Annotated in this window: 1 protein-coding gene; it reads right to left on the reverse strand. The window is 74.3% G+C overall.

Annotation, left to right across the window (positions count from 1 at the left end; genetic code table 11):
* Nucleotides 1-115: 115 nt before the first annotated feature.
* Complete coding sequence (locus ACFYZR_RS27280; RefSeq protein ID WP_391914770.1) at nt 116-16,960, reverse strand: type I polyketide synthase; 16,845 nt, start codon at nt 16,958-16,960, stop codon at nt 116-118.
* Between the last annotated feature and the right edge of the window lie 35 nt (nt 16,961-16,995).

A 16,995-nucleotide genomic window follows, 5' to 3' on the forward strand; every position in this document is an offset into this window, starting at 1 on the left:
TTTCAAGGCCATCCTGATCGAGGTCGACTGCGGGTTTCCCTAGATGCGGGCGCGAGGGGACGTTTCAGCGGACGCCGCGGCGGGCGGCCCGGAGGCCGCCCGCCGTGGTCGTGGGTCAGGCGCCGGTGATCGCCCCCAGCCAGTCCTCCATGATCGCGGCCGTGGCGGCGGAGTCCTCCCGGACCATCGAGAGGTGGTCGGCGTCGACCATGCGGACGTGCGCCGACGGGATCAGCGGCTGCTGGGTCCGGCCGGTCTCCCCGCCGGTGCCGAGCGCCTCCGACTCCGTACCCAGCAGCTGCCGGTCGCACTGGATCATCAGGACGGGCGCGGTGGTCGGCCGCACCTCCAGCCGGTTCAGCAGGACCATCCAGCGGCCCATCGCCGAGAGCCGGGAGTTCGTCATCCGCACCGGGGAGGCGTCGCGGCCCGCGAAGTTGAGCCGCATCATGCCCGCGTAGTCGACGCCCTCGTCGCTGTTGTGCTGGATGCTGAGGGTGTCCAGCAGGACCACGGCCTCCGGCCGGATGCCCCAGGTGCTCTCCAGCAGCCCGGCGGCCGCGTAGGCGAACGAGCCCCCGGAGGAGTGGCCCACCAGGACGAACGGGGCGCCGTCGCTCGCCCGCAGCGCGCTCTCCGCGATCACCCGCGTGGCGCTCTCGGGCGTCGCGGGCAGCCGCTCACCGGTGGCGAAGCCGATCAGCGGCAGCGCCGACACGTCCCGCCGGCCCCGGAAGTGCGCGGCGAGCCTGGCGTACTGGTGGACGCCGCCGTTGGCGGTGGGCGCGCTCACACAGATCAGCTTCGGCCCGTCCGGGCCCTCGGCGAGGGTCGCCGGCAGGGGCAGGTCCTCCAGCTCGGCCGTCGCCTCGAACGTCGGGCGCAGCGCCGCGACGGTCGCCAGCATCTTCTGGGCCTCCGGCATCTTGCCGTTGGTCATCGCGTCGAGGAACAGCCGCTCCAGCGAGTCGATCTCCGGCTCGCCGGACGGGATCCGCAGTCCCTCCCCCTCCACGGTGCCGTCCGGGCCGGGCTGCGAGGCGAGCTCGCTGCGCAGCCAGGCCGCCAGGTCGGCGGGGGTCTTGCTGTCGAAGACGAGGGTCGCGGGCAGTCGCAGTCCGGTGGCGGAGCCGAGCCGGTTGCGGAGCTCCACCGAGGTCAGGGAGTCGAAGCCCAGCTCGTAGAAGTCGCGCCGCTCGCCGATCTCCTCGACGGAGGCGTGGCCGAGGACGGCCGCCGCCTCGGTGCGGACGAGGTCGACGACGTGCCGTACGCGGTCGGCCTCCGGCATCTCCAGCAGTCGCCGGGTGAACGAGGCGGGGGTGCCGGAGCCGCCCGCGGCGGTCGCGGCGGCGCGCCGGCCGCCCTTGACCAGGCCGCGGAAGAGCGGCGGCACGTCGCCCACGGGCCGCATGGTCCCGGCGGCCAGGCCCAGCGGCACCACCAGCGGCTCGTCGGAGCCGAGGGAGGAAAGGAAAAGGTGGAGGCCCTGTTCGACCGTCAGCGGCGGCATGCCGCCGCTCTGCATCCGCTGGACGTCGGCCTCGCTGAGCTTGCTGGTCATACCGGCGTCCTGGGCCCACGGCCCCCACGCCAGCGACATCCCGGCGAGGCCCTGGTCCCGGCGGTGCCGGGCGAGGAGGTCCAGGAAGACGTTGGCGGCCGCGTAGTTGCCCTGGCCGGGGCTGCCCATGGTGCCCGCGACGGACGAGAAGGTGATGAAGGCGGCGAGGTCGCAGCCCAGTTCCCGGGTCACCTCGTGGAGGTGCCACGCGGCGTCGACCTTCGGGCGCAGGACGCCCGAGAGCCGGTCCGGGGTCAGGGAGGTGATCACACCGTCGTCGAGGACACCGGCCGTGTGGATCACGGCGGTCAGCGGCTGTCCGGCGGGGATCGACGCGATCAGTTCGCGGGTCGCGGCGCGGTCCGCCGTGTCGCAGGCGGCGACGACGGGCTCCGCGCCCAGCGCCCGCAGTTCCTCGGCCAGTTCCGCGGCGCCGGGCGCGGCGGGGCCGCGCCGGCTGGTCAGCAGCAGGTGCCGTACGCCGGAGGAGGCGAGCCGCCGGGCGAGATGCCCGCCCAGGGCGCCCGTACCACCGGTGATGAGCACGGTCCCGTCGGCGGGCCAGGGCGCCTCGCCGGCGGCCGGGGCCGGGGCCTCGGTGGCGGGCAGCTGGGCCAGCCGGCCCACCCGCACCTCGCCGCCGCGCACCACGAACTGGCCGTCGCCGCTGGCCAGCAGGCCCGGCAGGACCGGGAGCAGCGAGGACAGGCCGGCGTCGGCGTCGAGGTCCACCAGCACGAACCGGTCGGGGTGCTCCGCGTGCGCCGAGCGCACCAGGCCCCAGACCGTACCGGCGGCCAGGTCCGCGACGGCGTCGCCCGCCCCGGCGGACACGGCGCCGCGGGTGACGAAGACGAGCCGCGAGGCGGCGTACCGGTCGTCGGCCAGCCACTGCTGGAGGAGCCGGAGGACCCGGCCGGTCAGGGCGTGCACGGCGGCGGGGACGTCGGTGGCGTCATCGGCGGTGCCGGAGAGGTGGACGAGGACCAGGTCCTCGTCGCCCTCGACGCCCGCCAGGGACACGGTCCCGTCGGCACCGGTGCCGAGCGTCACCGACCGTACGCTCCGGTCGGCGCGTACCTCGGGCGCCGGGACCCAGTCCACCCGGAACAGCGGATCGCGTCCCCGGGCAGCGGTGATCTCCGTCGAAGGAGCACTGAGCGTCAGGGATTCCGCCGAGAGAACGGGCGCGCCATCGGCGTCGACCACCGCGAGGGACACGGTGTCCTCGCCGGTACGGGCGATCCGGGCGCGCAGCACGGAGGCGCCGGCGGCGTGGAGGGAGACCCCGCTCCACTGGGCGGCCTGCGGGATGACGTCCTCGTCCGCGCCGCCCGCGAACCCGGCGGCGTGGGTGACCGCGTCGAGCAGCGCCGGGTGGAGCCCGAAGTACCGGGCGTCGTCGGCGGAATCACCGGGCAGCCCGGCCTCGGCGAACACCTCGTCGCCGCGGACCCAGACCGCCCGCAGGCCCTGGAAGGCCGGGCCGTAGTGCGTGGCGTCGTAGAAGCCGTCCAGGTCGACGGCCGTGGCGCCGGTGGGCGGCCAGGTGGAGACGTCCAGGTCCGCGACCCGCTCGCCGGAGGCGAGGACACCGGTGGCGTGCTCGGTCCACGGCTGGTCGAGGGCGTCCTCGGGCCGGGAGTGAACGCGGATCGGGCGGGCCCCGGCCTCGTCCGGCGCGCCGATCCACACCTGGAGCGCCAGCGCGGAAGTGTTGGTGAGCGCGAGCGGCTTGGTCACGGTCAGCGTCTCGACCCGGTCGCAGCCGACCTGGTCGCCCGCGCGCACCGCGAGCTCCACGAACCCGGCGGTGGGCATGACGACCGCCTCGCCCACCGTGTGGTCGGTGAGCCAGCCGTGCACCAGCAGCGAGAGCCGGCTGGTGAACAGCACCCCGCCGGCTTCCGCGAGCGACACCGCGGCGCCGAGGAGGGGGTGGTCCGCGGGCACCAGACCCGCCGACGTCACATCACCGCTGAGCGCGGCGGGGCGGGGCCAGAAGCGCTCGTGCTGGAAGGCGTACGTGGGCAGATCGACGCGCCGGGCGGACGTACCGGCGTACCAGGCCGCCCAGTCGACCTCGACGCCCGCCACATGGAGCTGCGCGAGGGCGGTGAGGAGAGCGGTCTCCTCGGGGCGGTCCTTGCGGAGGGCCGGGACGGAAAGCAGATCCCGGTCGGCGTCGAGGGTGTGCTGGGCGAGGGCGGTGAGGACACCGTCGGGGCCGAGCTCGAGGAAGGCGGTAGCGCCCGCCTCGCTCAACGCACGGACACCGTCGGCGAAACGGACGGCCTCGCGGACGTGCCGCACCCAGTACTCGGGGGTGGCAGCGAGCTCGGCCGCAGCGACCTCACCCGTCACGTTGGAGATCAGGGGGATCGTGGGGGCCTGGAAGGACAGTCCGTCGATGGCCCGGCGGAAGTCCTCCAGCATCGGATCCATCAGCGGCGAATGGAACGCATGGCTCACCGACAGCCGCTGGGTCTTACGACCCTCGGCCGCCAGACCCTCCGCGACCCGCAGAACAGCCGACTCCTCACCGGCGATGACCACAGCGTCCGGGCCATTGACGGCAGCGATCGAGACACCGGCGGTGAGACGAGGAGTGACCTCGTCCTCGGACGCCTGGACGGCCACCATCGCACCACCGGAAGGCAGCGCGCTCATCAACCGAGCCCGCGCCGCGACAAGGATGCACGCGTCCTCAAGAGAGAACACACCCGCGACGTGCGCGGCAGCGATCTCACCGATCGAATGCCCCGCCACGAAATCCGGCCGCACTCCCCACGACTCCACCAGCCGGAACAACGCCACCTCGAGCGCGAAAAGCGCCGGCTGAGTGAAACCGGTCTCGTTCAGCGCATCCACATCGTCGCCGAACATCACCTCGCGCAGCGGACGGTCCAGTTCCGCGTCCAGCAGCGCCGCCACCGCGTCGAAGGCCTCCGCGAAGGCGGGGAACCGCTCGTACAGCTCCCGGCCCATGCCCGCGCGCTGCGAGCCCTGGCCCGAGAACAGCACCGCGAGCGACCGGTCGACGGCGACTCCACGAGCCACCTCGTCCCCCGCCAGCAGCACCGCGCGGTGGTCGAAGGCCGACCGCCCCGCCGCCAGCGAGAAGCCCACGTCAACAGGCTCGCCCGGCACGGAGGCCAGACGCTCCACCTGCTCGGTCAGCGCGCTCTCGGACTTGGCCGACACCACCCACGGCACCGGCCCGTCCGACGGAACACCGGCCTCGGCAACCGGCTCGGGCGCCTGCTCCACGATCACATGTGCGTTCGTGCCGCTGATGCCGAACGACGACACGCCCGCACGCCACGGCCGCCCCACCTCCGGCCACGCCCGCGCCTCCGTCAGCAGTTCCACCGCACCCGCCGACCAGTCCACGTGCGACGACGGCTCGTCGAGGTGGAGTGTCTTCGGCAGGACGCCGTTCCGCAGTGCCAGCACGGTCTTGATGACGCCCGCCACACCCGCCGCCGCCTGCGCGTGACCGATGTTGGACTTGAGCGAACCGAGCAGCAGCGGCCGGTCGGCCGGACGCTCCTGGCCATAGGTGGCGAGGAGGGCCTGGGCCTCGATGGGGTCGCCGAGCGGCGTGCCCGTGCCGTGGCCCTCGACCGCGTCGACGTCCGCCGCCTTCAGCCCGGCGTTGGCCAGGGCCTGGCGGATGACGCGCTGCTGGGACGGCCCGTTGGGGGCGGTGATGCCGTTGGACGCGCCGTCCTGGTTGACCGCCGAACCACGCACCACCGCCAGCACCGGGTGACCGTTGCGCCGGGCGTCACTCAGCCGCTCCAGGACGAGCATGCCGACGCCCTCGGACCAGGCGGTGCCGTCGGCGGCGTCCGAGTAGGCCTTGCAGCGGCCGTCGGGGGCCAGGCCGCCCTGGACGGTGAAGCCGGCGAAGCTCGCCGGGGTCGTCATCACGGTGACACCGCCGGCCAGGGCCAGCGAGCACTCGCCGTCGCGCAGGGCCTGCGCCGCCCAGTGGAGGGCCACGAGCGACGACGAGCACGCGGTGTCGAGCGTGGCGGCGGGGCCCTCCAGGCCGAAGGTGTAGGAGATCCGCCCGGAGATCACGCTGCTGGCGAGGCCGGTACCGGTGTGGCCGGCGACGTCCTCGCGGGAGTTGAGCACCAGCTGGGCGTAGTCCAGGCCGTTCGTGCCGACGTAGACGCCGGTCCGGCTGCCGTGGAGGCTCTCGGGGGCGATGCCGGCCCGCTCGAACGCCTCCCAGGACGTCTCCAGCAGCAGCCGCTGCTGCGGGTCCATCGCCAGGGCCTCGCGCGGGGAGATGCCGAAGAACCCGGCGTCGAAGCCGGCGACGCCGTCGAGGAAGCCGCCTTCCAGCGTGGCGCTGCGGCCCCGGCCGCCGGGGCCGCCGGTGCGCAGGGTCTCCAGGTCCCAGCCGCGGTCGGCGGGGAAGGGGCTGATGCCGTCGCGTCCTTCGGAGACCAGTCGCCACAGGTCTTCCGGCGAGGCCACGCCGCCGGGCAGACGGCAGGCCATGCCGACGATCGCTACGGGATCATCGGCGAGGGAGAACGCCTCCGGCAGGCCGCCGCCGTCGGTGCCGGGCTCGTCCTCTCCCCCGGTTCCGTCGGACAGCTGGGCGAGGAGGTGTTCGGCGAGCGCCGTGGACGTGGGGTAGTCGAAGACGGTCGTGGCCGACAGGTGGAGGCCCGTGGCCAGGTTGATCCGGTTGGGCAGTTCGATCGCGGTCAGCGAGTCGAAGCCGAGGTCGCGGAACTTCCGGTCGGATTCGACGGCCGCCGCGTCGGCGTGGCCGAGGACGGCCGCCACGTGCGTGCGGACCATGGCGACCAGCGGTTCGAGCCGCTCGTGCGCGGGCAGTCGCCGCAGCCGCTGCCGCAGGGCGGAGCCGGCCGAGTCGCTCTCGGCACGGGAAGCGGTGGCCTCCGGACGGGCGGTGCGGATGCCCGGCAGGTCCTTGAGCAGGGAGCGGTCCCGTACGCCGAGGAGGGTGTCGAGGATGCGCGGCTGCTGGAGGTCGAGGAGGACGAGACCGGACTCGGGCCGGGTGACGGCCTGCCGTACGGCGGCGATCGCCAGGTCCGGGTGGACGGCGGGGTACGGCTGCCGGGGGTTCCCGGCGGGCTGTGCGCCGTCCGGCTGTCCGTCGTCCGACGGTTCGTCACCGATCCAGGCGCCCCAGGCCAGGGAGGTCGCGGCGAGGTCTTCAGCGCGGCGCCGGGCGGCCAGGGCGTCGAGGACCGCGTCGGCGGCGGCGAGGGTGGCGCGGCCCGCGCTGCCGAGGCTGCCCGCGACGGACGAGCACAGGACGAAGGCCGCGAGATCGTGGTCGCGCGTCAGCTCGTCCAGGTGGAGGGCTCCGGCGACCTTCGTGCGGTGGACGGCGGCGAACCGTTCGGGGGTGAGGTCGGCCAGTACGCCGTCGTCGACGGCGCCGGCCGCGTGCACCACGGCGGTCAGCGGCGCGTCCTCGGGGACGGCGGCGAGCACGGCCGCGAGCGCGTCGCGGTCGGCCACGTCGCAGGCGGCGAAGGTGACCTTCGCGCCCAGTTCGCGCAGTTCCGCCGCGAGTCCGGCGGCGCCGGGCGCCTCCTCGCCCCGGCGGCCGACGAGCACGAGGTGGTGCGCGCCCTCCTCGGCCAGCCGGCGGGCGATCCGTCCGCCGCGGCCGCCCGTACCGCCGGTGATCAGTACGGTGCCCTTGGGCTCCCAGCCGTCGTCCGGCGCGCCCGCGGGGGCCTGCGCCAGCCGGCGGCCGTAGACGGCGGAGGAGCGCACGGCGATCTGGTCCTCGCCGTCGGAGCCGGTCAGGACGCCCGCGAGGCGGTGGGCGGTCCGGGCGTCGAGGTCCTCGGGCAGGTCGACGAGGCCGCCCCACTCCGCCGGGTACTCCAGGGCCGCCACCCGGCCCAGGCCCCAGACGCCCGCCTGTTCGGGGGCGGTGATCCTGTCCGAGCGGCCGATGGAGACCGCGCCGCGCGTGACGCACCACAGCGGGGCCGTGACGTCCGCGTCGCGCAGGGCCTGGAGGAGGGTGGCGGTCGTGGCGACCGCGCCGTCCGTGAACGGCGCGAGCAGGGAGATCACGCCCGCGAAGGCCGTGCCGTCGGTGGCCTGTTCGCGCAGCAGCTCCGCCAGGGCCGCCCGGTCCGGGGCACCGGCCCCGGGGGCGAGGTCGACGTCGAGGCGGACCGTGTCGGTGCCGACGGCCTCGGTCACGGCCGTCGTCCACGCCTCGTCGGCGGGGGCGAGGGCCGTGCGGGCCGGGGCGACGACGAGCCAGGTGTCCGCCGGGCGGCGGCCGGGCGCGTTGCCGGACAGCGGCTTCCAGGCCTCGCGGAAGCGCACGGCGTCCAGCATGGCCTGGCCGCGCCGGTTGCGGCGCCAGGTGGACAGGGCGGGCAGGACGGCGCCGAGGGCCTCGGCGCTGACGTCGAGGTCGGCGGCGAGGCCGTCGACGTCGAGGTCCTCGCCCTCGACGACGGCCCAGAACCGCTGGTCGACCGGGTCGCCGGCGGAGTCCACCGGGCCTGCGGCCGCGGGCCGGGGCCAGAAACGGCGGCCCTGGAAGGCGTACGTGGGCAGCTCGACCCGCCGGGTGCCCGTGCCGTCGAACAGCGCGGTCCACTCGACGTCGACGCCCGCCGCGTACAGCTCGGCCATCGCGGTGACGAGCGTGGTCTCCTCGGGGCGGCCCTTGCGCAGGGCGGGCGCCACCACGGGGGCCGTGGCCCCGGTCCGTTCCGGCAGGGCACGGTGGGCCAGGGCGGCGAGAACGCCGTCGGGGCCGAGGTCCAGGAAGGCGGTCGCACCCTCGGCGGTGAGGGTACGGAGGCCGTCGGCGAAGCGCACGGCCTCCCGGACGTGGCTCACCCAGTAGTCCGCCGAGCGCAGCATGCCCGGCGCGGCCACGCCGCCCGTCACATTGGAGATCAGCGGAATCCGGGGATCACCGAACGTCAGGTCCGCGACGGCCTGGTGGAAGTCCTCCAGCATCGGGTCCATCAGCGGCGAGTGGAAGGCGTGGCTGACCGCCAGCCGCTGGGTCTTGCGACCCTCGGCGGCCAGGCCCTCGGCGATCCGCAGGACCGCCGCCTCCTCACCGGCGATGACGACGGAGTCGGGGCCGTTGACGGCGGCGATGGACACGCCCGCGGTCAGCAGGGCCTCGGCCTCGGTCTCGGAGGCCTGGACGGCGACCATCGCGCCACCGGCGGGCAGTTCGCTCATCAACCGGGCGCGGGCGGCGACGAGCTTGCACGCGTCCTCCAGCGAGAACACTCCCGCGACATGCGCCGCCGCGATCTCACCGATGGAGTGGCCGGTCACGAAGTCCGGGCGCACTCCCCAGGACTCCACCAGCCGGAACAGCGCCACTTCGAGTGCGAAGAGCGCGGGCTGAGTGAAACCGGTCTCGCCCAGCACGGCCGCGTCGCCCTCGAACATCACCTCGCGCAGCGGACGCTCCAGCTCCGTGTCCAGCAGCGCCGTCACCGCGTCCAGCGCCTCCGCGAAGACCGGGAACCGGGCGTACAGCTCCCGGCCCATCCCGACCCGCTGCGAGCCCTGGCCGGAGAACACCACGGCCAGCGACCCGCCCGAGGCGGCGGTACCGCGCGCCGCCTCGGCCGTCCGGCCGTCGGCGCCGGTCAGCAGCACCGCGCGGTGGTCGAAGGACGACCGGCCGGCCGCCAGCGAGAAACCGACCTCGGCGGGCGTCAGCTCCGGCCGCTCGGCCACCCAGGCGCGCAGCCGCTCCAGCTGGGCGTCCAGCGCGTCGGCCGACTTGGCCGAGACGGGCCACGGAACGGCCGTCATCGCGATGGACGGGGCCTGCGCGCCTTCGGTCCTCGCCTCCGGCTCCTGTTCCGGCTCCGGGGCCTGCTCCAGGATCGTGTGGGCGTTGGTGCCGCTGATGCCGAACGCCGACACGGCCGCCCGGCGGGGCCGGCCCGTCTCGGGCCAGGCCTGCTCCTCCGTGAGCAGCCGGACGTCACCGGCCGTCCAGTCGACGTGCGAGGACGGCGCGTCGATGTGCAGGGACTTCGGCAGGGTCCCGTGGCGCATCGCCATGACCATCTTGATGACGCCCGCGACACCGGCGGCCGACTGGGTGTGGCCGATGTTGGACTTCACCGAGCCCAGCAGCAGCGGCTGTCCTTCGGCGCGGCCCTGCCCGTAGGTGGCCAGCACGGCCTGTGCCTCGATCGGGTCGCCCAGCGTCGTGCCCGTGCCGTGCGCCTCCACGGCGTCGACGTCGGCCGTCGACAGCCCGGCGCTCGCGAGGGCCTGACGGATGACGCGCTGCTGGGACGGGCCGTTGGGGGCGGTCAGGCCGTTGGAGGCGCCGTCCTGGTTGATGGCCGAGCCGCGCAGGACGGCCAAGACCTCGTGGCCGTTGCGGCGGGCGTCGGAGAGCCGCTCGACGACGAGCATGCCGACGCCCTCCGACCAGCCCGTGCCGTCGGCCGAGTCCGAGAAGGCCTTGCAGCGGCCGTCCTCGGCGAGCCCGCCCTGGCGGGTGAAGCCCGGGAAGCCGACGGAGGTGGACATGATGGTGACACCGCCGGCCAGCGCCAGCGTGCACTCGCCCGAGCGCAGGGCCTGCGCGGCCCAGTGGAGGGCCACCAGTGAGGACGAGCACGCGGTGTCGAGGGTGACGGCCGGGCCCTCCAGGCCGAAGGTGTACGAGACGCGTCCGGAGACGACGCTCGCGGCGAGACCGGTGCTGGTGTGGCCCTCGACGTCCTCGTCGGAGTTCATCACCAGCATCGTGTAGTCCTGGCCGCCGGTGCCGACGAACACGCCGGTGCGGCTGCCGCGCAGCGAGGTGGGGTCGATCCCGGCCCGTTCGAAGGCCTCCCACGAGGTCTGCAGGAGGAGCCGCTGCTGCGGGTCCATGGCGAGGGCCTCGCGCGGGGAGATCCCGAAGAAGTCGGCGTCGAAGTCGGCGATGCCGTGGAGGAAGCCGCCCCGCGAGGTGGCGCTGCGGCCCCGGCCGCCGTCCCGGTCGTCGCCGCCCAGCAGGGTGTCGAGGTCCCAGTCGCGGTCGGTGGGGAAGTCGGAGATGCCCTCGCCGCCCTGGGCGACGAGCCGCCACAGGTCCTCCGGCGAGTTCACGCCGCCCGGCAGCCGGCACGCCATGCCGACGATGACGATCGGGTCGTCGGCGGTGTCGAGGGCGGTGGCGCCGGTGTGCGCGGGCGTGTCGGCGTTGTCGTGCTCGTCCAGCAGCAGGGCCAGCAGGTGTTCGCCGAGCGCGGTGGGCGTGGGGTAGTCGAAGACGAGGGTCGCGGAGAGGCGCAGGCCGGTGGCGGTGCTGAGCCGGTTGCGGAGCTCGACGGCGGTCAGCGAGTCGAAGCCCAGGTCGTGGAATTCACGCCGGTCGTCGACGGCCTTGGCGGAGGCGTGGCCGAGAACGGCCGCCGCCTCGGCCCGTACGAGGTCGACGACGAAGCGGAGGCGCTCGTCCTCGCGCAGCTCCCCCAGCCGGCGGGTGAGCACGGCGGCCGTGCCGGCGCCGGCGGCGGTGGTCGCGGCGGCGCGCCGGGTGGTCTTCACCAGGCCGCGCAGGACGGGCGGGACCGGCCCGGCCACCCGGACGGGGCCGGAGACGGCTCCGATGGCGACGAGGTGGGCGGCGTCGCAGATCCCGGCGGCGTCGAACAGCGCCAGGCCCTGCTCGATGGTCAGCGGCGGCACCCCGGACGAGGCGATGCGCTTCATGTCGGCCTCGGACAGCGCGCCCGTCATACCGGTCGACTGCGTCCAGGCGCCCCACGACAGGGACTGGGCGGCGAGGCCCAGGGCCGTACGGTGCCGGGCGAGGGTGTCGAGGAAGACGTTGCCGGCGGCGTAGTTGCCCTGTCCGGCGGCGCCGGTGACCCCGGCGATCGAGGAGAAGAGGACGAAGGCGGCGAGGTCGAGATCCTTGGTGAGCTCGTGGAGGTGCCAGGCCGCGTCCACCTTCGGGGACATGACGGAGGAGAGGCGCTCCGGGGTCAGCCAGGCGACGACACCGTCGTCGAGGATGCCCGCCGTGTGGATCACCGCGGTCAGCGGGTGGGCGGCCGGGACCGCGGCCAGCACGGCGGCGAGCGCGTCGCGGTCGGCCACGTCGCAGGCGGCGACGGTGACCTCGGCACCCGCGGCGGTCAGCTCCTCGCGGAGCTCCGCCGCGCCCGGGGCCTCCTGGCCGCCGCGGCTGACCAGCAGCAGGTGCTTGACGCCGTGTTCGGCGACGAGATGGCGGGCCAGTACACCGCCGAGACCGCCGGTGCCGCCGGTGATGAGGACGGTGCCCTCGGGGTCCCAGGCGCGGGGCATGGTGAGGACGATCTTGCCAATGTGGCGGGCCTGGCTCATGTGGCGGAAGGCCTCGCGCGCCCGGCGGACGTCCCAGGTGGCGACGGGCAGCGGCCTCAGCGCGTCCTCGGCGAACAGCCCGAGCAGCTCGGACAGCATCCCCTGGATCCGGTCCGGGCCGGCCTCGGCGAGGTCGAAGGCCCGGTACCGCACCTCGGCGCCGTCGGTCCCGGTCACGGACCGGGGGTCGCGGACGTCGGTCTTGCCCATCTCCAGGAAGTGGCCCCCGGGGGCCACGAGGCGGAGGGAGGCGTCCACGAACTCGCCGGCCAGGGCGTTGAGGACGACGTCGACGCCGCGTCCGCCCGTGGTCGCGAGAAAACGCCGCTCGAAGTCGGTGGTCCGGGAGGAGGCGATGTGGTCGTCGGGGACGCCCAGTTCACGAAGGGTGTCCCACTTGGCCTCACTGGCGGTGGCGAACACCTCGGCGCCCAGGTGCCGGGCCAGCTGGATCGCGGCCATGCCGACACCGCCGGCGCCCGCGTGGATCAGGATCGACTGCCCGGCCCGCAGCCCGGCCAGGTCCTTCAGCGCGTAGAGGGCGGTGAGGAACACCAGCGGCACCGACGCCGCCTCCGCCGCCGTCCACTCCTCCGGCACCCGGGCCAGGAACCGCTCGTCGACGACGGCCGTGGTGCCGAAGCCACCGGGCACCATGCCCATGACCCGGTCGCCCACCGCCAGGCCGGTGACCTCGGGCCCCGTCTCGACGACGACACCGGCGGCCTCGGCGCCCAGCAGCCCCGCCTCACCGGGGTACATGCCCAGGGCGTTCAGCACGTCGCGGAAGTTCACACCGGCGGCCTCGACCCCGACCCGGACCTGTCCGGGCGCGAGGGGCGCCAGCGTCTCGGGGCACGGAGCGAGCAGCAGTCCGTCCAGGCTGCCCTTGGCGGCCGTGTCCAGCCGCCACGGCACCCCGGCGGGCGGCAGCAGCCCGGCGGCCGCGCTCAGGTGGGCGAGGCGGCCCACGCGGACGAGGCCGTCGCGCACGACGAACTGGGCGTCGTCCGTGGCGAGCAGAGCCGGCAGGGCGGGCAGCAGCGGGGCGAGGCCGGCGGCCTCGTCGAGGTCGAGGAGGACGAGCCGCCCGGGGTGCTCCGACTGCGCCGAGCGCACCAGACCCCACACGGCACTCGCGGCGAGGTCCCCCACGGCCTCGCCCTCGTCGGCCGACACGGCGTTACGGGTGACGAAGACGAGACGGGAGCGGTCGGAGTGCCGCTGGGTGAGCCAGTCGTGGAGGAGGTGGAGGACACGGGCCGTCAGGTCGTGTGCGGCAGCCGGTACGTCGGCGCCGTCGGCGGTGCCGGAGAGAGGCACCAGGACCAGGTCCTCGTCGCCGTCGAGATCGGACAGGGAGGCGACGATCGCGCCCACGCCCAGCTCGTCGGTGGCCAGCGACACGGCCTTGACGTCCGAGGCCGCGTCCACGTCCGGGGCGGGGATCCAGTCGAGCGACAGGAGCGCGTCGTGCTCGGCGCTGCGCACGGCGGCGGCAGGGGACACGGCGGCGGACCGGGCGCGGAAGGCGAGGGAGTCCACCGACAGCACCGGGGCACCCTCGACGTCGACGACCGCGATGGACACCGACTCGTCGCCGGCCCGCACCAGCCGGGCCCGCACCACGGACGCCCCGCCGGCGTGCAGCGACACACCGCTCCAGCCGAACGGCATCAGCAGGTTCTGCTCGTCGCCCACGCCGGCGAAGCCGTGGGCGTGCAGGACCGCGTCCAGCAGGGCCGGGTGAAGGCCGAAGGCACCGGCGTCCCCGGCGGCGTCGGCGGGCAGCGCGGCCTCGACGAACACCTCGCCCTCGCGCAGCCACACCGACCGCAGCCCCTGGAAGACGGGCCCGTACTCGGTCCGCCCGTAGAACTCCTCAAGGTCGACGACCACCGCGTTCTGCGGCGGCCAGACCGTCGTGTCGAAGCCGGCGACGCGCTCGCCCGTCGTCAGCGTGCCGGTGGCGTGCTCGGTCCACGGGCGGCCGGGGGCGTCGTCCGCGCGGGAGTGGACGGTCAGGGTACGGGCGCCCGTCTCGTCGGGCGCGCCGACCAGCACCTGGAGCAGGACCGCGCCGTCCTCGGACAGCACCAGCGGGGCGAGGAGCGTGAACTCCTCCACTCGGTCGCAACCGACCTGGTCGCCGGCGCGCAGGGCCAGTTCCAGGAACCCGGTGCCGGGGAACAGCGAGGTGTCGCCCAGGGCGTGATCGGCCAGCCACGGGTGGGTGCGCAGCGACAGCTTGCCGGTGAACAGCACTTCCTCGGAGTCCGCGAGGGCGAGCGTGGCACCGAGGAGGGGGTGCTCGGCGGGCATCAGCCCGGCACCGCTGACGTCGCCGGTGAGGGCGGCGGGGCGGGGCCAGAAGCGCTCGTGCTGGAAGGCGTAGGTGGGCAGGTCGATCTGGCGGGCGGACGTACCCGCGTACCAGGCCGCCCAGTCGACCTCGACGCCGGACACGTGGAGCCGGGCGAGGGCGGTGAGGAGAGCGGTCTCCTCGGGGCGGTCCTTGCGGAGGGCCGGGACGGAGACGGTCGCCTCGGTGGCGTCGAGGGTGTGCTGGGCGAGGGCGGTGAGGACACCGTCGGGGCCGAGCTCGAGGAAGGCGGTAGCGCCCGCCTCGCTCAACGCATGGACACCGTCGGCGAAACGCACGGCCTCGCGGACATGCCGCACCCAGTACTCGGGGGTCGAGACGAGCTCGGCCGCAGCGAGCTCACCCGTCACATTGGAGATAAGAGGAATAGTCGGGGCCTGGAAGGACAGGCCCTCAATGGCCCGGCGGAAGTCCTCCAGCATCGGGTCCATCAGCGGCGAGTGGAAAGCGTGGCTCACCGACAGCCGCTGGGTCTTACGGCCCTCGGCGGCGAAACCTGCGGCGATGGCCAGGGCGGCGTCCTCGTCACCGGCGATGACGACGGCCGTCGGACCGTTGACGGCCGCGATGGACACGCCCTCGACCAGCCGCCCCACGACCTCGTCCTCGGACGCCTGGACGGCGACCATCGCACCACCGGAAGGCAGCGCGTTCATCAGCCGAGCCCGCGCCGCGACGAGGGAACACGCATCCTCAAGAGAGAACACACCGGCAACGTGCGCGGCGGCGATCTCACCGATCGAATGCCCCGCGACGAAGTCCGGCCGCACTCCCCACGACTCCACCAGCCGGAACAACGCCACCTCGAGCGCGAAAAGCGCGGGCTGGGTGAAGCCGGTCCCGTTCAGCGCCTCGGCGTCATCGCCGAACATCACCTCACGCAACCCGCCGAAACGAGCCACCACCTCGTCCAGTGCACCTGCGAACACCGGGAACCGGGCGTACAACTCCCGCCCCATCCCCAGCCGCTGCGACCCCTGACCCGAGAACAGGAACGCCAGCTTGCCCTCGACGTCCCCGGTGACGCCGCGCGCGACCTCATGAGCCTCGTCGCCGCCCGCCAGCAGCACGGCGCGGTGGGTGAGGTGGGAACGGCCGGTGGCCAGCGAGTGGCCGATGTCCGCCGGGGAGTCCGTGCCCACCAGGGCCGTGATCCGCTCCAGTTGCGCCGCCAGGGCGGCCTCGGTCTTGCCGGACACCGGCCAGGGCACCACGGTCGGCGACGGCGCCGCCGGGGCCGACGCCGGCTCTTCGGCGGGCTCGTCCGCCGGGGCCTGCTCGACGATGACGTGCGCGTTCGTGCCGCTGATGCCGAACGACGACACGCCCGCACGCCACGGCCGGTCCACCTCCGGCCACGCCCGCGCCTCCGTCAGCAGCTCCACCGCACCCGCCGACCAGTCCACGTGGGTGGAGGGCTGGTCGACGTGCAGCGTCTTCGGCAGGACGCCGTGCCGCATCGACATGACCATCTTGATGATGCCGGCGACACCGGCGGCGGCCTGGGTGTGACCGATGTTGGACTTCACCGAACCCAGCCACAGCGGCCGGTCCGCGTCACGCTCACGACCGTACGTCGCCAGCAACGCCTGCGCCTCGATCGGGTCACCCAGAGTGGTGCCCGTGCCGTGCGCCTCCACCGCGTCCACATCGGCCATCGACAACCCGGCGCTCGCCAGCGCCTGGCGGATCACCCGCTGCTGCGACGGACCGTTCGGCGCCGTCAGGCCGCTCGACGCGCCGTCCTGGTTCACCGCCGATCCGCGTATCACGCCCAGGATCCGGTGCCCGTTGCGCTTCGCGTCCGACAGGCGCTCCAGGACGAGCACGCCGACGCCCTCCGACCAGCCCGTGCCGTCGGCGGCGTCCGCGAAGGCCTTGCAGCGGCCGTCCGTCGCCAGACCGCCCTGGCGGCTGAAGCCCGAGAAGCCCATGGGCGTCGACAGGACCGTCACACCGCCGGCGAGCGCCAGCGAGCACTCTTCGTTGCGCAGCGCGTGGGAGGCGAGGTGGAGGGCGACGAGCGACGACGAGCACGCCGTGTCGACCGTCACCGCCGGACCCTCCAGCCCGAAGGTGTACGAGACGCGTCCGGAGAGGACACTGCCGGCCAGGCTGGTGCCGCCGTGGCCCTCCACGTCCTCCTGCGAGTTCATCACGACGCCCGCGTAGTCCACGCCGTTGGTGCCGACGAAGACGCCCGTCTTGCTGCCCTGGAGGGAGGCCGGGGCGATGCCCGCACGCTCGAGCGCCTCCCAGGAGCTCTCCAGCAGCAGCCGCTGCTGCGGGTCCATCGTCACGGCCTCGCGCGGCGATATGCCGAAGAAGTCGGCGTCGAAGCCGGCCGCGTCGACGAAACCGCCCTCGGCGGTGACGCTGGCGCCACCGTCACCGCCGTCGCCCGTCAGGGCGTCGAGGTTCCAGCCACGGTCGGTCGGGAAGGGCGTGATGCCGTCACGTCCTTCGTGCAGCATCCGCCAGAGGTCCTCCGGGGACCGCACCCCGCCCGGCAGCCGGCAGGACATGCCCACGATGGCGATGGGCTCCTGCTTTCCGGCCTCGACTTCCAGCAGCCGTTGGCGGGTCTGGTGCAGATCTGCCGTGACCCACTTGAGGTAGTCAACGAGCTTGCTGTCGTTCGACATTGCGTGGAACCTTCCGTGTGAAGAATGAGGCCGGA

Origin of the sequence: Streptomyces sp. NPDC001678 (assembly GCF_042892945.1) — a bacterium.
Taxonomy (GTDB): Bacteria; Actinomycetota; Actinomycetes; order Streptomycetales; family Streptomycetaceae; genus Streptomyces.